The sequence below is a fragment of the Enterobacteriaceae endosymbiont of Donacia tomentosa genome, from assembly GCF_012571135.1.
Classification (GTDB): domain Bacteria; phylum Pseudomonadota; class Gammaproteobacteria; order Enterobacterales; family Enterobacteriaceae.
On the sequence record NZ_CP046216.1, the window covers coordinates 121,294 to 140,822 of the forward strand.

Here is a 19,529-nt window from a genome sequence, read left to right on the forward strand (position 1 = left end):
TATGTCTGAAATGACCCCACGAGAAATTGTTAATGAATTAGATAAATTTATTATTGGACAAGAAAGTGCAAAAAAAGCGGTAGCCATAGCATTAAGAAATCGTTGGCGTCGTATGCAACTTGATGAAACTTTAAGACAAGAAGTAACACCAAAAAATATCTTAATGATAGGCCCTACCGGAGTTGGTAAAACTGAAATTGCTCGTCGTTTAGCAAAATTAGCTAATGCTCCTTTTATAAAAGTAGAAGCTACTAAATTTACTGAGATTGGTTATGTTGGGAAAGAAGTAGACTCCATTATTCGTGATCTAACGGATGTAGCTATAAAAATGATACGTATCCAAGCTTTTAAAAAAAATTGCTATAAAGCAAGAGAAATGGCAGAAGAAAGAATTTTAAATGTTTTAGTTCCTAATAAAAATAATTGGGATCAAAATTCAAATATAGAATCTATTCGTGACCAATTAAAAATAAAACTTCAACAAGGAAAATTAGATAATCAAGAAATAGAAATTAATGTTTCAAGCACTCCAATGGGAATTGAAATTATGGCTCCTCCAGGAATGGAAGAGATGACAAGTCAATTACAGTCATTATTTCAAAATTTAGGGGGTAACAAACAAAAAAAACGTAAATTAAAAATCAAAGATGCTATTAGATTATTAATAGACGAAGAAGCACATAAATTAGTGAATAATGAAGATATTAAACAAAAAGCAATAGAAGCAGTAGAACAGAATGGTATTGTGTTTTTAGATGAAATAGATAAAATTTGTAGAAGAAGTAATAATATATCTTCTGATATTTCTAGGGAAGGAGTACAACGTGATTTACTACCATTAGTAGAAGGATGTACAGTTTCGACCAAACATGGAATGGTTAAGACAGATCATATATTATTTATAGCATCGGGGTCTTTTCAAATTTCCAAACCTTCAGATTTAATTCCAGAGTTACAAGGTAGATTACCTATTAGAGTAGAATTAAAAGCTCTTTCTAGCAAAGATTTTGAAAGAATTCTAACAGAACCAAATGCATCTATAACTGTACAATATAAATCTTTATTAGCAACAGAAAAAGTCAATATTATCTTTACAAAAGATGGGATTAAAAAAATAGCTGAGTCTGCTTGGAAAGTAAATGAGACAACAGAAAATATAGGAGCTAGAAGATTACATACTGTACTTGAACATCTTATGTCAGATATTTCTTATGATGCCAGTGAATATAATAATAAATCAATTATTATTGATGAAAATTATGTAAGCGAACATCTTGATTCATTAATTTTAAATGAAGACATAAGTAGATATATTTTATAATCTATTGTTTTGTAAAAAATAATAATCCACAAATAAGAAACTTTTTATTTATAAATATTTAATTTAAAAATTAAGAAGTGAGTGTTATTCTTTTAAAGAATTTTTAAAATTTCTTTCTTTCAAAATTTGAATAACATTATCAAAATTAATATTTTGTTTTTGTAAAAGAACTAATAAATGGTAGAATAAATCTGCTGTTTCTTCAATAGTTTCTTTTTTATTGTTATGATTAGCAGCAATAATAGTTTCTACAGCTTCTTCTCCTACTTTTTGAGATATTCTTTTTAAACCACTTTGATATAAATCAAAAGTATAAGAATATTGTTTAGGATGTGTTTTACATTTTTTTAAAAATTTTTCTAATAAATATAAAAAGGTATAATCTGCTATTGCATAATTAAAACAACTATATTTGTTCAAATGACATGTTTTTTTAATTGATTCAACTAAAATAAGCAAAGTATCTTTGTCACAATCAGAAACAATATTTTTTACATAAAGATAATTTCCTGTAGTTTCACCTTTAGTCCATAATTTATTTCTAACTCTAGAAAAAAATGTTACTTTTTTAGTCATTAAAGTTATTTTCAAAGATTCTTTATTCATAAAAGCGTGCATTAACACTTGTCCAGAAATCTTATGTTGTATAATAACTGGAATTAATCCATTAATTTTATTCCAATTTAATTTATTTATATCATTTATTAACATATTCTTATCTCTATATTTTTTTTATATAAAAAATTTTTTAATATTTTAATATTAATAATATTTTTATGAAATATTGAAGCAGCTAATGCCCCATCAATATTTACTTCATTACTTAAAATATCATAAAAATGTTTTACAGATCCTGCTCCCCCAGAAGCAATTAAAGGAACTTTGCAAATCTTCCTTATTTTCTTTAATTGTACTAAATCATACCCATTACATAAACCATCTTGGTTCATCATATTTAATACTATTTCACCAGCTCCTAATTCTTGTACTTTTTTTACCCATTCATGGGTTTCCCATTTAGTGATTTTTTTATGTTTTATATTGCCAGTGTATTGATATACATAATATTTTTTAGTTTTTTCATCATACCAAGAATCAATACCTACCACTACACACTGTTTACCAAAAAATTTAGATAATTTTGTAATTAAATCAGGATTTTCTAATGCTGGAGAATTTATAGATATTTTTTCCGCTCCTAGCTGTAATATTGTAGCTGCATCTCTTATTGATTTAATACCTCCCGCTACACAAAATGGGATATTTATTACATCAGCAATTTTAGATATCCATTTTTTATCAACTAATCTATCATCAATAGATGCCATTATATCGTAAAAAACTAATTCATCCGCACCATCTTCATAATATTTAGAAGCTAAAGTGATAATATCACCAACAATTTTATGATTTTGAAATTGTTTTCCTTTTACAACTTTATTTTTATAAACATCTAAACATGGTATTATTCTTTTTGTTAACATAAAAAAGCCTCTTGAAGAGTAAATTTTTTTTCTAAAAAAGCTCTTCCTATAATTATATCTTTTATACCGATATTTTTTAAATTTTTAATATCTTCTAATGTAGATATTCCTCCAGATGCTTGGCAGTTTATTTGAGGATATTTACTAATTATTTCATCATATAAAGCTATATTAGGTCCATTAAACGTACCATCTCTAGAAATATCTGTACATAAAATATTTTTTAAACCTATATTTAAAATTTTTTTTATTATATCTTCAAAAATTATAATACTTTTTTTTTGCCATCCATTTATAAAAACAATTTTATTATTATTTTTATCTAGTTTGATATCTAACGCTACAATAAAAGAATTAGGATTATAAAAGTTAAGCCAATATTTTACAAATTTAAAATTTGATATAATTATAGATCCTAATATGATTTTGATATTAGAATTTAATTTAAATATTAAATCTATATCTTTTTTAAATCGGAATCCTCCTCCTATCTGTATGGAAATAGAAGTATTTTTAATAACATTTTTTAATAAAAATATTTGTTTATTCTTAGGATTTTTAGCACCATCTAAATCCACTAAATGTATTTTTTTTGCTCCTTGTTGAATATATTTTTGTATATAAAATGATGGGTCGTATAAATATTTGCGTTTTAAATTAAATTTTCCTTGGTGTAATCTTACTACTTGTCCTTTAATGAGATCAATTGCTGGAATAATCATATATAAATTTTATATTTCCAAAAAATTTTTAATTAGTTGAATACCATTAATTCCTGATTTTTCTGGATGAAATTGTACTCCAAAAAAATTTTCTTTTTGTATAACAGCACTAAATAATTTACCATAAAAACTTGTACTTATGGTATAATTATTTACATTAACAGCATAACTATGAGAAAAATAAAAATAAGAATTGTCATTAATATTTTTAAATAATGGAGATTTTTGTACATTTTGTACTTTATTCCAACCCATATGAGGAATAGTAAGATGTTGATTTTTAATTAAATATGTTGAATAATCTAAAATTCCTAATGTCTTGTTTCCTTCATTTTCTTCACTATATTTTCCTAAAATCTGCATTCCTAAACATATACCTAAAATATCTTTCTTACAGTTTTTAATTAATTTAATTAAGTTATCATATTTTAATTTTTTCATTATAGATTGAACAGACCCTACTCCTGGTAAAAATATTTTATTGGCATTTAAAATATTATTTGGATTATTCGTAATTTTTGAATCAAATCCTATTTTTTTAATTGTAGATTTTAAAGAATAAAGATTACCACAAGATGTATCTAAAATAATAATTTTCAATTTAATACTCCTTTAGAACTAGGAATAATATTATTTGTAAGAGAAATTGCTTGTTTTAAAGAACATCCAAATACTTTAAACAAACTTTCAATTTTATGATGATCATTATCTCCGATAACTTTTAAATAAATATTACAAGCCATTGAATATGATAAAGAATAAAAAAAATGTTTAACCATTTCAGTACTTAAATCACCAATTTTTTGATATTTAAATTTAGCATAATATTGCAAATATGGTCTTCCTGAAAGATCTAAAGCGCATTCAGCTAATGAATCATCCATAGGTAATAAAAAACCAAATCTATTAATCCCTTTTTTATCTCCTATTGCTTTTGATAAAGCATTACCTAAAACTATAGCCACATCTTCTACAGTATGATGATCATCAACATTTAAATCTCCTTGAACAATAATATTAATAATAAACCCTCCATGTATTGCTATTTGTTCTATCATATGATTTAAAAAATCAATCCCAGTTTTAATTATATTTTTACCTATTTTATCTAAAAATAGCTCTATTTTAATTTTAGTTTCTTTTGTTTTTCTTTCAACTATAGCATATCTTTTTGTTGGTGTTAATTTTGTTAAAATATCTAACCAATTACATGTTACTTTATTATATAATATCCCTTTAATACCAATATTTTTTGCTAATTCCATATCTGTTAAACGATCACCTATAACATAGCTATTATGTTTATCTAATTTGTTATTTAGATATGATTTTAACATTGTAATATTTGGTTTTCGACAGAGACAATTATCATTTAAATAATGCGGACATATTAAAATATCAGCAAATTTTATATTTTGCGATTTAAAAATATTAATCATAAAATTATGAGGTATATCAAAAGATTGTTGAGAAAAAGATTTAGTACCTAACCCGTCTTGATTAGTAATCATAACAAATATATAAGAAAATTTTCTTAATTCAAATAAAGTAGTAATTACATTTTCTTCAAAAAATAATTTACCAATATTATCAATTTGATAATTTTGTGGTTCAGATATTAAAGTTCCATCTCTATCAATAAAAAGTATTTTATTTAACATATGAAATATCCTATTATGAATTTATATAATTTTAATAAGATAATTTATGTAATTCAAAAATTAATTTTTTACACTCATAATAAGTTCCTATTGTAATTCTCAAACAATTTTGTAGTGTAAGTTCATGACTTTGATCTCTAATAATAATTCCCTTTTCAGATAATTTTTTTAAAACATAACTAGCATTAAAAAATCTAACTAAAATATAATTTGTTGTACTATGAAATATATCTTCAACAAGATTACATTTTTTTAAATGTAAAATTAACCATCTTTTATTGTACATTATTGTTTTAATATTATTTTTAATAATAATTAAATTATTAGGTGATAAAGCTTGTATTGCTATATCTATAACAGGAGTAGGAATAGGATAAGGAGCAATAACTTTTATTAATAAGTTAATAATATTTTTATTGGATAAAATAAAACCACAACGTAATCCTGCAAGAGAAAATGCTTTAGACAAAGTTCTTAATATAATTAAATTATGATATTTATTTATTAAATTAATTGATGTTTGTTTTGAACAAAACTCAATATATGCTTCGTCAATAACTAATATTGATTTATTTTTTGTAATCTTTAATAGTTCTATTATATCTTTTTGTCTAATTATATTACCAGTAGGATTATTAGGATTACAAATATAAATAATTTTAACATTATCTATGTTTTTTTTAATTTCATTTATATTTAAATTCCAATTTTTTAAACTAGCAACCTTAATATATTTTATATCTAAAATTTTTGCAGTAATTAAATACATACCATATGTAGGTGGACAAAATAAAATTTTATCATATTTAACATTACAGAATGTACGCATAATTAAGTCAATACCTTCATCTGCTCCTCTACTTATTAAAATATTATTTGAATTTAATTTTACATATTTACTATATAAATAAATTAATTTTTTAGATTGAGGTTCAGGATATCTATTAAATATCTTCTTTTTTAAAGAAAATATAGAAATAATTGGTGATTCATTAGCATTAAGTAAAATTTTATTATTTAATGTATTTTTATCTAATAATCTTGCTGATTGATATGGTATTAAATTAATAATATTTTTTCTAACAATTTTATTTATATAATTTTCTTTATTTGATAAAATTTGTTTGATTAAATCTTTTCTTATAGTAATGGAATTTTTATGACCAAGTAAATTTTCTGTTTTTGACATAATTTCTACTGTACGTGAAATTTTCAATAGACCTCGTTTTGTTAATTTTTGTACGGATATACGTTTTTGAAAATCATATACTCCTAAACAGGAGTGTGTTGATGCGTATCCGTAAGTTGGTAAAACATGATTAGTTCCTGAAGCATAATCTCCTACAGATTCAGGAGCCCAATGTCCTAAAAAAATAGACCCTGCATTAAAAATTTTTGATAAAATTTTTTTATAATTATTACATTGAATAATGAGGTGTTCAGGAGCATACTGATTAGCTATTTCTATACATTTTTCAATATTTTTAGTTACTATAATATAACTATTATTAAGAGCCGCTTCTGCTATCTTTCTTCTTGGTAGTTTTTTTAATTGATCAAAAATACCTTTTTTTACTAATTTTGCTATTTTTATTTCTGGTGTCAGTAAAATAACTTGTGAATCAGAACCATGTTCTGCTTGTGATAATAAATCAGCTATAATAAAATTATAGTTGGAAGTTCTATCAGCTATTATCATTAATTCTGATGGTCCGGCAGGCATATCTATAGAAATGTTTTTTCCCATTTCATCTTGTCTAGTTATTTGTTTTTTTGCTTCAGTAACAAAAAAATTTCCTGGACCAAAGATTTTATCTACTTTTTTTATAGATTCGGTACCAAAAGCCATTGCTGCTATCGCTTGGGCTCCTCCTATTTGAAAAATATTTTTTATACCACATAAATAAGATGAGTATAATATTTCATTAGATATTGGAGGTGGGGAACATATTATAATATTTGGACATAGTGCTAGTTGCGCAGGAATTCCTAACATTAATACAGTAGAAAATAATGATGATGTTCCGCCAGGGATATATAAACCTACAGAATTAATGGGTCTGTAGATTTGTTGACAAAAAACACCAGAAATAATTTCAATTTCTTTTTTATTTAATAATTGATATGAATGAAATTTATGTATATTTTTATATGCATATTTAATAGATTTTTTTATATCTTTATTAAGATTAAGTTTCGCCTTTTTAATTTTATCAACATCAATCTTAATTTGATTAATTTTAATTTTATCAAATAAAAAATTATATTTTTTTAAAGCGATATCACCATCTTTTTTTACTTGATTTAAAATATTTGTTACAGCTTTTGTTGTTTTTTTATCTATTGAAAATATTGGCCTAGATAATATTTTTTGTTTTTCTTTTTTATCATAATTATCCCAATAAATAATATTATTTAAAATATTCATGCTTACTCCATTATTTTTTCAATAGGTAAAACTAAAATAGAACTTGCTCCTAATAATTTTAATTTTTCCATTGTTTCCCAAAATAGTGTTTCACTACTTACCATATGCATGGCTACTTTTTTTTTATCATTAGCTAATGGTAATATAGTAGGATATTCTGCTCCAGGTAATAAAGAAATTACTTCTTTTAATTTTTTATTTGGAACATGTAGCATAATATATTTGGATTCTCTAGCTTTAATAACTCCTTGAATTCTTGTTAGTAATTTATTTATTAATTTTTGTTTTATATCTAAAATTTTTCCACATCTTTGTATTAAGCATGCTTTAGATTTATATATAGTTTCAACTTCTTTAATACCATTTGCTTCTAATGAAGCACCAGTAGAAACTAAGTCACAAATAGCATCTGCTAAACCTACTCGAGGTGCTAATTCTACAGAACCATTTAACATACAAGATTTAAATATAATATTATATTTATCAAGATATTTTTTTAAAAGATTAGGATAAGAAGTTGCAATTCTTGTATTTTGTAAAGATTTCAAACCTTTATAATTCTTATTGATAGGTACTGCTATAGATAATCTACATGAACCAAAATCTAATCTACGTAATGTTAAATAATTAGCATTCTCTCCTCGAGACAACCGATTTAAAACTTCTTCTTCCAAAACATTTTCACCTATAATACCTAAATCAATAACTTCTTCCATTATAAGTCCAGGAATATCATCATCTCGTACCATTAAAATATCAATTGGCATATTTTCTGCAAAAGCTATTAATTTTTGTTGTTGCAAATTAATCTTAATACCACATTTTTTTAATAGTTCAGTAGAATCATCGCTTAAACGACCAGATTTTTGCATAGCTATACGTAAACGACTATTATCTAGCATAATTTCTCCTTATATTAAAAGATATACAAAAATTTTAAATTTAAATTTTTGAATATTTATTTATAAAATTAAAATAATTAATATTTCTTTATTTAAAACTAAACAACTTATTAAAAAATAACAACTATTTTTTAAATATTATTTAAAACACTAAATTTATATTTATAATGTCAATAATAAAATTAAAAATAAATTATATATATTTTTAAAAAAAGTAAATAATTAATAATTTCTTGTTAATTTATATCCTATATCTTGACTAGTAGGATTTTTGGCTGAATTATAGGCTAATTTATCACATCTATTATTATTTTGTTCATTTGAATGTCCTTTAACCCAATTCCAATTAATATTATGATTTTTTAAAGCCAAATCTAATCTTTTCCATAGATCAATATTTTTAACTGATTTTTTATTATTTCGTCGTAACCATTTATATTTTTTCCAATTTTTTATCCATATAGTAATTCCTTCTTTTAAATACCGACTATCAGTAGAAACACAAACATTACAATTTTCTTTTAATGATTCTAATGCAATAATAGGAGCCATTAATTCCATTCTATTATTGGTTGTTAAAAAAAAACCTTGAGTTAAAATTTTTTCGTATTTATTATATTGTAGAATAGCAGCATATCCTCCTGGACCAGGATTATATATACAAGAACCATCGGTAAAAATGTTTATATTTTTATACATGTTATTTTTATTTTAACTCTTATTAATTATAAAAAAATATTAATATTATGATTAAACGTCAAATAGTTTTAGATACAGAAACAACAGGGATGAATTCCTCCCCTCCTTATTATATAGGACACAGGATTATTGAAATAGGAATTGTTGAAATTATTAATCGAAACATTACTAATAATAATTTTCATATATATTTAAATCCACAACAAAATATAAGTTTAGATGCTTTTAATATTCATGGACTTTCTAATCAATTTTTATCTGATAAACCATTTTTTTCTAAAATTGCAAATAATTTGCTAAAATATATAAAAGGTTCTGAATTAATTATTCATAATGCTCAGTTTGATATTGATTTTTTAAATTATGAATTATCATTATTAAAAAATAATTTACCTAATATTGAAAATATTTGTAAAGTAAAAGACACTTTGAAAATAGCTAGAAATTTATTTCCAGGAAAAAGAAATTCATTAAATTCTTTATGTAAAAGATTTAATATAAATAAAAGTAAACGTAATCTTCATGGAGCATTACTAGATGCAAGACTTTTAGCTAATGTTTTTTTATCAATGACTACTTGTCAAAATACATTTAAACTAGAATGCTTAAGAATAAAAAATTCTAGTATTAAAAATACTTCATTATTTAATAAAAAAAATAAAAATAAAAATCCGTTAATAATTCTTTCCTCTCAGGAAGAATTGGAATTACATAAATTACAATTACGTTTAATTAAAAAAAAATGTGGATTTCATTTATGGAAATAAATAAAATTATATAAAAATGTTGACGATTTATAATATAAACTATACTATGACTAGTATCTTAGGTGCGATAGTTCAGTTGGTTAGAATACCGGCCTGTCACGCCGGGGGTCGCGGGTTCAAGTCCCGTTCGCACCGTAGATATTATATAAACCATATTTTAATCATTATTAATCCATAATACACAAGATTTTTTATATAATTCTAAATTTTTTTTTAAAATATCAATTAAATCTGAACAAATTTCCTTTTTATTTATAAAATCATTAATCCAAAAAAATACAGTAAAATTTATAGAATTATTAGTAATTTCATCTAAAATTACATTAACAATAGAATTTTTTATAATTCTATTGTTAACTGACACTGTATCTAATAATATTTTTTTTATAGTATTTATGTCTGTTTGTATTAATTCACGTGATATGCCTAAAGTAATTTTATTACGATATTCGTTTGATTTGGAAAAATTTACTATATTTTCTGTAAGAATTTTACTATTGGGAACTGATATTATGCTTCCATTAAATGTTTTAAAAAGGGTACAAAAAATTTCCACATTAGTTATTTTACCAGTAATATTACCAATATTGATATAATCTCCTACTTTAAAAATACGAAAAGTAATAATTAATAATCCTGATGCCAAATTAGATAATGCATTTTGCCATGCTAGACCTATTACTAATCCTATAGTACCAAATGCAGCAAATATTGATGATGTTTGTAATCCAATACTACTTAAAGCACTTACTATAACAAATATTGTTAGACTATATTTTAGTATATTAGCAAGAAAACCAATTGTTATTGGATCTATTTGTTTAATAGCAAAAATATTTTTTGTAGTTTTAGTAACAAATCTTACACCCCATAATCCAAAAAATAAGATGATTCCTGCTAAAATGAAATGTTCAAATTGATAAAAAATAAAATTTTTATTATTAAAAATCCAATATTTTATAAAATCAAATACACTAATAAATTTATTCATGTTCTAATAATCCATTATGTGAAATAATTTGTATTTTTTTTATGATTAAAAAAATATATGATTTATTATTTTATAATATATTAACTGCATTTAATTCTTTGAATGTTTTTTCTAAACGTTTTTTTATAGATTTTTGTGACATTCTAATCCATGCTCTTGGATCATAATATTTTTTGTTGGGTTTTGTATCACCTTCAGGATTACCTAATTGTTTTTGTAAATATTTTTGATTTTTTGTATAATATTCTAATATTCCATTCCATGCTGCCCATTGTATATCAGTATCAATGTTCATTTTTACAACACCATAATTTATGGATTCTTGCATTTCCAATTCACTAGAACCAGATCCTCCATGGAAAACAAAATTTAGAGGATTTTTAATAAGTCTATGCTTTTTACTAACAAAATTTTGAGAATATTTTAATATTTTTGGTAATAATTTTACATTACCTGATTTATACACCCCGTGTACATTACCAAAAGAAGCAGCAATAGTAAATTGCGAACTAATTGAATTTAAATTTTCATAAGCATAATTCACATCATAAGGATCCGTATATAATAATTTTTTTGTCAAATTACTATTATCTATTCCATCTTCTTCACCACCTGTACATCCTAATTCTATTTCTAAAGTCATATTAATTTTTGACATTCTTTTTAAATATTTACTGCATATATTAATATTTTCCTGAATAGATTCTTTTGATAAATCTATCATATGAGAAGAAAATAAAGTTTTTCCATATAATAAAAAATATTTTTCACTTTCTTCTAATAAACTATCAATCCAAGGTAATGTTTTTTTTGTACAATGATCAGTATGCAAAATAACTGGAATACCATAGTGTTTAGCAATTTCATGAACATGCTTTGCACCTGAGATCGCTCCTATTATAGATGCCAATAAAGGATTTTTATTTTGTAATCCTTTACCAGCAATAAAAGATGCACCTCCATAAGAAAATTGAATAATTACCGGGGATCTTACTTTAGCTGCAGTTTCAAGAACAATATTTATAGAGTCAGTTCCTATACAATTAACAGCAGGTAAAGCAAAATTATTTTCTTTTGCTATTTTAAATATAGTTTGTACATCATAACTAACAACAACACCAGGTTTTATATAATTTAAAATTTTAGACATATATGTACCTTATTAGAAATTTTTCATTAAATATTAATTATTTTATTTTTTATAGTCTTAAATATTAAATTATGTATTATTTTCTAATATAGAAATTACAGGTAATGTATTACCTTCTATAAATTTTAAAAAAGCCCCACCTCCTGTAGAAATATAAGAAATTTTATTTAATGCATGAAATAAGTTTACTGCGGCTAAAGTATCTCCCCCTCCAATAATTGAAAATATATTATTATTACTTATAATAGTATTAATTATTGCTTCTGTTCCTTTTCTAAATTTTTTAAATTCAAAAACGCCAACAGGTCCGTTCCATAATATAGTCGCTGCTTTTTGTAACTGTTGTACAATAATTTTTATTGTTTCATCACCAATATCAAGAATTTTTTCATTTTTTAATATATTATTTACTTTTTTTATTTTTACTAATGAATCATTAGAAAGTGATTCACTTACTCTACAATCTACAGGAACAATAATATTTTTATATTTTTGTATTAATTTTTTAGCTAAATGAATAGCGTTTGATTCATATAACGAGTTTCCAATATCGTTATTTAATGATAAAATTGTATTTGCAATACCTCCTCCTACAATTACTTTATCCGATAAATTAGCTAATTTATTTAAAACATTAAATTTAGTAGATATTTTTGCCCCCCCTACAATAGAAATTAAAGGTTTTTTAGGTTTTTTTAGAAATTTTTTTAAATGATTTATTTCATTAATTAATAATAGTCCAGCACAAGATTGTTTAGCAAAATGTATAACTCCATAAGTAGACGCGTGTATACGATGTGATGTTGCGAATGCATCCATTACAAAAACATCACATAAAGAAGCATATTTTTTTGATAAAATTTCATCATTATTTTTTTCACCAAGATTAAAACGTACATTTTCTAAAAGTATTATTTCATTTTTTTTGAAAATTAATTTATTATTTAAATAGTCTTTTTTCAAAATTACTTTACGCTTTAAAATTTTTTCTAAATATATAGCAATATTTTTTAAAGAATATTGTGGGTTATATTCACCTTCATTTGGTCTACCTAAATGTGATGATATAATAATTTTTGCATTCTTTTCTAAAGCATATTTTATAGTAGGTAATGATAATTGAATTCTAATATCAGAAGAAATATTACCATATTGATCTATTGGAACATTTAAATCAGATCTAATTAATAATATTTTATTTTTTATATTAATATCTAAAATACTGATCATAAATACATCCTTCAGTTAAATATTTTTGTGTTTAAATTTTATTAAAAAAATTCTGAATTTTTAAAACAATACTTTTTACAGTAAAACCAAATTTTTTAAATAATTCTTCAGCAGGAGCTGAATAACCAAAAGTATTCATTCCTATTATAATTCCTTTTAAACCAACATATTTATACCAAAAATCTTTAGATCCCGCTTCAATTGCTATTTTTAATTTAATATTTTCAGGTAAAACATAATTTTTGTATTCTTTAGATTGCTGATCAAAAACATCAGTAGAAGGCATAGATACTACTCTAGTTTTATAATTTAATAGTGATAGTTTTTTAGCTACTTTAATTGCCAAAGATACTTCTGAGCCAGTGGCTATTACGATAATATCAGGATTTTTATCTAAACAATCTTGTAATACATAAGCACCACGGGAAATTAATAATATTTTATCATCATTTCTTTTTTGAGTAGGTAAAATTTGTCTTGATAAGATCAGTGCTGTTGGTTTATTTATATTTTCAATTGCATGTTTCCATGCTACTATTGTTTCAATTTTATCACATGGTCTCCATACACTTAAATTAGGAATTAATCTTAAACTAGATAATTGTTCAATTGGTTGATGTGTAGGACCATCTTCTCCTATACCAATAGAATCATGAGTATAAATCATTATACTTCTAATTTTCATTAAAGCAGCCATACGTACTGCATTTCGACAGTAATCCATGAAAACTAAAAAAGTTGCTATGTATGGAATAAACCCTTGATATAAAGAAATTCCATTAGCAATTGCTGCCATACCAAATTCTCTTACTCCATAATAGATATAATTTCCATCCTTAAATTTATTTATAGGTCTAGAACTTTTTAATAAAGTTAAATTACTATGAGCTAAATCTGCAGATCCTCCTAAAAATTCTGGAAATAATTTTGATAATTTTTGTAATGAAAATTGTGATGCTTCTCTTGTTGAGAGATTAGCAATATTAGCATTTAATTTTTTAATAAAAGTATTAATTTCATTTTCCCAATTATCAGGTAAAATATTATTTATTCTTCTTTTTAATTCTTTGGAAAGTTCTGGAAATATATTACAATAATCTCTAAATTGTTTTTTCCATATTTGTTCTTTTTTATCACCTATTTTTCTTGCATCCCATTTTTTATAAATAGGTAATGGAATTTCAAAAGGTTTATAATTCCAATTTAACTGTTTTCTTGTTAATTCTACTTCTTTTTCTCCTAAAGGAGATCCATGTGCAATATTTTTTCCCGATTTATTAGGTGAACCAAAAGCAATTGTCGTTTTACAAATCAATAAAGATGGTTTATCTAATGTTAAAGATTTTGCATTATTAATTGCTTTATTTATTTCTTTATAATTATGTCCATCTATGTTTGATATAACATTCCATCCATATGATTCAAATCTTTTTTTAGTGTCATCATCAAACCATTCTTTTACATTACCATCAATGGAAATACCATTATCATCATAAAAAACTATTAATTTTTTTAATTTTAATTTTCCTGCTAATGAACAAACTTCATGCGAAATTCCTTCCATTAAACAACCATCACCTACAAAAACGTAAATATAATGATCAATGATATTAAAATTTGTTCTGTTAAATTGTGCTGATAATGTTTTTTCTGCTATAGCCATCCCTACAGCATTTGCTAAACCTTGTCCTAATGGTCCAGTACTTGTTTCAATATTTGGAGTACATCTAAATTCTGGATGTCCTGGAGTTTTAGAATTTAATTTTCTAAAATTTTTTAAATCTGATATTGTTAAATTATATCCAGTTAAATGTAATAAACTATAAATTAACATAGAACAATGCCCATTTGATAAAATAAATCTATCACGATTTATCCATAATGGATTATTAGGATTATGATTAAGATAATTACGCCAAAGTACTTCAGCCACATCCGCCATTCCCATAGGAGCTCCAGGATGTCCAGAATTAGAATTTTGTATTGCATCTATACTTAAAAATCGAATAGCATTAGCTAAATCTCTTTTGGAAGGCATTATTTAAATACTCCTAGATATTAAAAAAAATTTTATAAAAAATTATATTCTTTATATAAAGAAATATATACGTAAAATGTTTGAAAATCTATTTATTATATTTTTTAAATTATTTAAGATAATTATTTATATTAAATATATTATTTTTGTATATATTTTTTTTTAAAAAATATATAATTTAAAGGGTATATTATTTTTCTTTACAAATTTTATGGGAAATGTTTATTAATGGCGGAATATTTTTTTACTTCAGAATCAGTTTCAGAAGGACATCCTGATAAAATAGCAGATCAAATTTCTGATGCTATATTAGATAATATAATTATTCAAGATATTGAATCACGCGTTGCTTGTGAAACATACGTAAAAAATAGTATGGTATTAATTGGTGGAGAAATAACTACTAATGCAAAAATAAATATAGAAAAAATAGTTAGACAAACTATAAAAGAAATAGGGTATAATGATCCTAATTTTTCATTTAATGCTAACACATGTACAGTATTAAATGTCATAAGTGAACAATCAAAAGATATAAATAAAGGAATATCTAATATAAATAAATATAATCAAGGTGCGGGAGATCAAGGATTAATATTTGGATATGCTACTAATGAAACAGATGTTTTTATGCCTGCTCCTATTATATATGCTCATAAATTGGTATATCAACAAGCCAAAATTAGAAAAATGGGTATTTTACCTTGGTTAAAACCCGATGCCAAAAGTCAAATAACTTTTAAATATCAAGATGATAAAATTATAGGTATAGATTCTGTTGTATTATCTACTCAAGTTTCTGAAGAAATATCACATAAAAATATACAAGAACCTATTATGGAAGAAATTATAAAACCAGTTTTACCAAAAAAATGGATAGATAAAAAAACTAAATTTTTTATTAATCCTGCTGGACGTTTTGTAATAGGTGGGCCTCTAAGTGATTGTGGTTTAACAGGAAGAAAGATTGTAGTAGATACTTATGGTGGTATGGCCCGACATGGGGGGGGTGCTTTTTCAGGTAAAGATCCATCTAAAGTAGATAGATCTGCTGCATATGCAGCACGTTATATAGCAAAAAATATAGTAGCAGCATCTTTAGCATCGAAATGTGAAATTCAAATTGCTTATATTATTGGAATAGCTAGACCCATATCTATTATGGTAGAAACATTTGGAACTGGTAAAGTATCTAATAAAAAACTAGCTTTATTTGTAAAAGAGATTTTTGATTTAAGACCTTTTAATTTAATTAAAATGTTAGATTTATTAAAACCAATATATAAAAAGACAGCTTCTTATGGTCATTTTGGGAGAAATATTTTCACATGGGAAAATATAGACAAAAAAGAGCAGTTGAAGGAGATATCTAAAATTATTAAATAAACTTAATTACTACATTATTTTCAATATTTGTAGGTATTAATATATATTATATTTAGAATATAATTAAAATTTATTTTTTAATTATTTTTTGTAATCCGATAACTTTTTCATTAAAATTAGTTTTAATTATTACTACTCCTGTAGTATTACGTCCAACTAAAGAAATTTCAGATATATTAATACGTATTAATATTCCTTTATTTGTAATAATAATTACTTGATCATTTTTTTCTACTTCCAAAGCTCCTATTACTTTCCCATTTCTTTTATTTGTTTTTATAGAAATTACACCTTTTGTTGCTCTAGATCTTAAAGGATAAAAACTATTATTAGTACATTTGCCATATCCATTTTGAGTAATAGTAAAAATATTTTTTTTATTATTATCTTTAGTAACTATTAAAGAAATTACATTATCTATTTCAGATAATAGTTTCATCCCTTTTACACCTATTGTATTTCTTCCTGTAAGTCTTATTTGAGATTCGTTAAATTTTACAACTTTACCTAAATAAGAAAATAACATAATTTTATCATTTTTACTGACAATAGCAACATCAATTAAACTATCATTTTGTTTTAATTTTATTGCAATAATGCCTCTAAACCTAGGATGATTGAATTTTTTTAAACTAGTTTTTTTAACATTTCCTTTCGCAGTTACCATAAATAAACTTAAATTTCTTTCATATTTATTAACTATAAGTAGATTTGTAATTATTTCGTTATTTTTTAATGGTAAAATATTTATAATGGGTCTACCTTTTGCATATCTTTGAGCTTCTGGGATATTATATACTTTTAACCAATATAAATATCCTTTATTAGAAAAACATAAAATATTATCATGAGTATTAGCTATTAATATTTTATTAATAAAATCATTTTCTTTAATTTTTACAGCTAATTTTCCTTTTCCTCCTCTATGTTGTACATTATACTCTGAAAGTTTTTGATATTTAATGTATCCTTTATAAGATAAAGTAATTATGACTTCTTCATTATTGATTAAATCTTTGGTTTTTATAATAGAATTGTCATAAATAATTTCTGTTTTTCTATTATCTCCAAATTCTTCTTTTATTGATATTAATTCATTACATATTACATGCATCAAACATTTATTATCATTTACAATTTTATTTAATTCTGATATTTTATATATTAATTTTTGATATTCTATACATAATTTTTGGTGTTCTAAGGTAGTTAATTTGTGTAATTTAAGATCTAAAATAGCTTGAATTTGCTTATAACTAAAACGATAATTATTATTAAACTTAATTAAATTAGAATTTGTTAAAAAAACATTTAATTCTTTTTTTTCTTGTAAATTTAGTATTTCAATAATATTAGGTATTTTCCAGAATTTAGAATAAATTATATTTTTTATATTATTATTAATATTAGTAGAGCGTATAATAATTATGATTTTTTGGATATTTAACAAAGCTACTATTAACCCCTCTAATATATGAGCTTTATCACGAGCTTTTTTTATTTCATAAATAGTTCTTCTAGTAACTATTTCACGACGGTGAGAAATAAATGCTTTGATAATCTCTTTTAATGTCATTACTGTAGGTATTCCTTTATATAAAGAAACCATATTTATGGTAAAAGAAATTTGCAAAGGAGTTAATGAATATAAATTATTTAAAATAACATTAGCTGATATATTTCTTTTTATTCTTATTATAATTCTTATGCCATCTTTATCAGATTCATCTCTTAAAGTTTTTATACCTTGTATTCTTTTTTCTTTTATTAAATCAGCTATTTTTTTAATTAATTTTGCTTTATTAACTTGATAAGGTAATTCATAAATAATAATCGTTTTATATTTATCTTTATTCTCAATTATTTTACTACGTCCTCTAATAAAAATTTTTCCTTTTCCAGTTTTATATGCATTTCTAATACCATTATTATCATTTATGGTTCCAGCCGTCGGAAAATCAGGGCCTGGAACATATCTCATTAATTCTTTTATAGAAATTGTATTATTATTAATATAAGCTAAACATGCGTTAATGATTTCTGTAATATTATGTGGAGGTATGTTAGTTGTCATGCCTACCGCTATACCAGAAGAGCCATTTATTAATAAAGTAGGTATTTTTGTGGGCATTACTTCTGGTATTTTTTCTGTTCCATCATAATTAGGTAAAAAATCTACTGTATTTTTTTCTAGATCATTAATTATTTCCTGAGCTATCTTTGTCATTTTTATTTCAGTGTAACGCATAGCTGCAGCTGAATCTCCATCAATTGAGCCAAAATTACCTTGCCCATTTATTAATGTATATCTTAAAGAAAACGATTGAGCTAATCTGACAATAGTGTCATAAACAGCAGTATCTCCATGAGGATGATATTTACCTATTACATCTCCAACTATTCTTGCTGATTTTTTATAAGATTTATTCCATGTATTACCTAATATATACATAGCATATAATATACGTCTATGTACTGGTTTTAAACCATCTCTTACATCTGGTAATGCTCTTCCAACAATTACAGACATAGCATAATCCAAATAAGAATTTTTTAATTCTTCTTCAATATTAATTGATTTTATTTCTTTCGCAAAAGAATTCATGTAAATAATTATCCTTTACAACTTAATATATGAGTGAAATTAGTTTCAATATAAAATAAAATTTTGTAAATAAACATACAAATCTTTTCTGACATAACAAAAACAACAGTATTATTATATATTTATAAAATAACTTTCTTGAAAA

General features: G+C 23.6%; 16 protein-coding genes, 1 tRNA gene and 1 pseudogene. 4 read left to right on the plus strand and 14 right to left on the minus strand.

The genetic code is table 11. From position 1 onward, the window contains the following. Nucleotide 1: 1 nt before the first annotated feature. Nucleotides 2-1,321 (plus strand): ATP-dependent protease ATPase subunit HslU, encoded by a 1,320-nt coding sequence (gene hslU, locus GJT88_RS00605; protein ID WP_168895329.1) that lies wholly within the window; start codon nt 2-4, stop codon nt 1,319-1,321. 84 nt (nt 1,322-1,405) lie between these two features. On the opposite strand, the gene hisIE is transcribed toward hslU, so the two are convergent. The 9 genes and pseudogenes from hisIE to rnhA form a co-directional block, all read right to left on the minus strand. After that, nucleotides 1,406-2,032 carry a bifunctional phosphoribosyl-AMP cyclohydrolase/phosphoribosyl-ATP diphosphatase HisIE gene (hisIE, locus tag GJT88_RS00610; RefSeq protein ID WP_168895023.1) on the minus strand — a complete coding sequence of 209 codons (627 nt, stop codon included), beginning with the start codon at nt 2,030-2,032 and terminating at the stop codon, nt 1,406-1,408. Further along, entirely contained in the window at nt 2,026-2,805 is a 780-nt protein-coding gene (gene hisF / locus GJT88_RS00615; protein WP_168895024.1) for an imidazole glycerol phosphate synthase subunit HisF, read from the minus strand. The genes hisIE and hisF overlap by 7 nt, the downstream gene beginning before the upstream one ends. Next, nucleotides 2,799-3,527 (minus strand): 1-(5-phosphoribosyl)-5-[(5-phosphoribosylamino)methylideneamino] imidazole-4-carboxamide isomerase, encoded by a 729-nt coding sequence (locus GJT88_RS00620; RefSeq protein ID WP_168895025.1) that lies wholly within the window; start codon nt 3,525-3,527, stop codon nt 2,799-2,801. Before GJT88_RS00620 ends, hisF begins: the two co-directional genes overlap by 7 nt. A gap of 9 nt (nt 3,528-3,536) precedes the next feature. After that, a complete protein-coding gene (gene hisH, locus GJT88_RS00625; RefSeq protein WP_168895026.1) occupies nt 3,537-4,127 on the minus strand; it encodes an imidazole glycerol phosphate synthase subunit HisH in 591 nt (196 codons plus the stop codon). Beyond that, entirely contained in the window at nt 4,124-5,188 is a 1,065-nt protein-coding gene (hisB, locus tag GJT88_RS00630; protein ID WP_168895027.1) for a bifunctional histidinol-phosphatase/imidazoleglycerol-phosphate dehydratase HisB, read from the minus strand. Before hisB ends, hisH begins: the two co-directional genes overlap by 4 nt. A gap of 31 nt (nt 5,189-5,219) precedes the next feature. Further along, nucleotides 5,220-6,338 (minus strand): histidinol-phosphate transaminase, encoded by a 1,119-nt coding sequence (gene hisC, locus GJT88_RS02320; protein ID WP_246213267.1) that lies wholly within the window; start codon nt 6,336-6,338, stop codon nt 5,220-5,222. After that, a pseudogene (gene hisD, locus GJT88_RS02325) lies at nt 6,327-7,616 on the minus strand (histidinol dehydrogenase); the annotation flags it as partial. The gene hisC and the pseudogene hisD, both read right to left, overlap by 12 nt. 2 nt (nt 7,617-7,618) lie before the next feature. Next, nucleotides 7,619-8,518 carry an ATP phosphoribosyltransferase gene (hisG, locus tag GJT88_RS00640; protein ID WP_168895029.1) on the minus strand — a complete coding sequence of 300 codons (900 nt, stop codon included), beginning with the start codon at nt 8,516-8,518 and terminating at the stop codon, nt 7,619-7,621. A gap of 222 nt (nt 8,519-8,740) precedes the next feature. After that, complete coding sequence (rnhA, locus tag GJT88_RS00645) at nt 8,741-9,217, minus strand: ribonuclease HI (RefSeq protein ID WP_168895030.1); 477 nt, start codon at nt 9,215-9,217, stop codon at nt 8,741-8,743. Nucleotides 9,218-9,264: 47 nt separating this feature from the next. On the opposite strand from rnhA, the gene dnaQ reads away from it, so the two are divergent. Then, the gene (gene dnaQ, locus GJT88_RS00650) at nt 9,265-9,984 is read left to right on the plus strand and encodes a DNA polymerase III subunit epsilon (protein ID WP_246213263.1); all 720 of its coding nucleotides are present in this window, start codon (nt 9,265-9,267) and stop codon (nt 9,982-9,984) included. A gap of 61 nt (nt 9,985-10,045) precedes the next feature. After that, a tRNA-Asp gene (locus GJT88_RS00655) sits at nt 10,046-10,119 on the plus strand. A 22-nt stretch (nt 10,120-10,141) separates the two neighbouring features. Here GJT88_RS00655 and GJT88_RS00660 read toward each other — a convergent pair. The 4 genes from GJT88_RS00660 to tkt all read right to left on the minus strand — a co-directional run bounded on the left by GJT88_RS00660 (nt 10,142) and on the right by tkt (nt 15,393). Then, nucleotides 10,142-10,975, minus strand: coding sequence for a mechanosensitive ion channel family protein (locus GJT88_RS00660; RefSeq protein ID WP_168895031.1), 834 nt, complete (start codon nt 10,973-10,975; stop codon nt 10,142-10,144). Between the two features lie 70 nt (nt 10,976-11,045). Further along, nucleotides 11,046-12,125 (minus strand): class II fructose-bisphosphate aldolase, encoded by a 1,080-nt coding sequence (gene fbaA, locus GJT88_RS00665; protein WP_168895032.1) that lies wholly within the window; start codon nt 12,123-12,125, stop codon nt 11,046-11,048. Between the two features lie 69 nt (nt 12,126-12,194). Continuing rightward, on the minus strand, nt 12,195-13,355 hold the full coding sequence (locus GJT88_RS00670; RefSeq protein ID WP_168895033.1) for a phosphoglycerate kinase: 1,161 nt from the start codon (nt 13,353-13,355) through the stop codon (nt 12,195-12,197). A 31-nt stretch (nt 13,356-13,386) separates the two neighbouring features. Further along, nucleotides 13,387-15,393, minus strand: coding sequence for a transketolase (gene tkt, locus GJT88_RS00675; protein WP_168895034.1), 2,007 nt, complete (start codon nt 15,391-15,393; stop codon nt 13,387-13,389). A gap of 228 nt (nt 15,394-15,621) precedes the next feature. On the opposite strand from tkt, the gene metK reads away from it, so the two are divergent. After that, a complete protein-coding gene (gene metK / locus GJT88_RS00680; RefSeq protein WP_168895035.1) occupies nt 15,622-16,779 on the plus strand; it encodes a methionine adenosyltransferase in 1,158 nt (385 codons plus the stop codon). A gap of 70 nt (nt 16,780-16,849) precedes the next feature. On the opposite strand, the gene gyrA is transcribed toward metK, so the two are convergent. Beyond that, nucleotides 16,850-19,384 carry a DNA topoisomerase (ATP-hydrolyzing) subunit A gene (gyrA, locus tag GJT88_RS00685; RefSeq protein ID WP_168895036.1) on the minus strand — a complete coding sequence of 845 codons (2,535 nt, stop codon included), beginning with the start codon at nt 19,382-19,384 and terminating at the stop codon, nt 16,850-16,852. Between the last annotated feature and the right edge of the window lie 145 nt (nt 19,385-19,529).

Bases quoted from the DNA above. Each gene is read 5' to 3' on its own strand.
- hisF (WP_168895024.1), bottom strand. From the start codon at position 2,805: ATGTTAACAAAAAGAATAATACCATGTTTAGATGTTTATAAAAATAAA.
- rnhA (WP_168895030.1), bottom strand. From the start codon at position 9,217: ATGTATAAAAATATAAACATTTTTACCGATGGTTCTTGTATATATAAT.
- hisIE (WP_168895023.1), bottom strand. From the start codon at position 2,032: ATGTTAATAAATGATATAAATAAATTAAATTGGAATAAAATTAATGGA.
- fbaA (WP_168895032.1), bottom strand. From the start codon at position 12,125: ATGTCTAAAATTTTAAATTATATAAAACCTGGTGTTGTTGTTAGTTAT.
- metK (WP_168895035.1), top strand. From the start codon at position 15,622: ATGGCGGAATATTTTTTTACTTCAGAATCAGTTTCAGAAGGACATCCT.
- GJT88_RS00670 (WP_168895033.1), bottom strand. From the start codon at position 13,355: ATGATCAGTATTTTAGATATTAATATAAAAAATAAAATATTATTAATT.
- hisB (WP_168895027.1), bottom strand. From the start codon at position 5,188: ATGTTAAATAAAATACTTTTTATTGATAGAGATGGAACTTTAATATCT.
- hisG (WP_168895029.1), bottom strand. From the start codon at position 8,518: ATGCTAGATAATAGTCGTTTACGTATAGCTATGCAAAAATCTGGTCGT.
- hslU (WP_168895329.1), top strand. From the start codon at position 2: ATGTCTGAAATGACCCCACGAGAAATTGTTAATGAATTAGATAAATTT.
- GJT88_RS00660 (WP_168895031.1), bottom strand. From the start codon at position 10,975: ATGAATAAATTTATTAGTGTATTTGATTTTATAAAATATTGGATTTTT.
- GJT88_RS00620 (WP_168895025.1), bottom strand. From the start codon at position 3,527: ATGATTATTCCAGCAATTGATCTCATTAAAGGACAAGTAGTAAGATTA.
- tkt (WP_168895034.1), bottom strand. From the start codon at position 15,393: ATGCCTTCCAAAAGAGATTTAGCTAATGCTATTCGATTTTTAAGTATA.
- gyrA (WP_168895036.1), bottom strand. From the start codon at position 19,384: ATGAATTCTTTTGCGAAAGAAATAAAATCAATTAATATTGAAGAAGAA.
- dnaQ (WP_246213263.1), top strand. From the start codon at position 9,265: ATGATTAAACGTCAAATAGTTTTAGATACAGAAACAACAGGGATGAAT.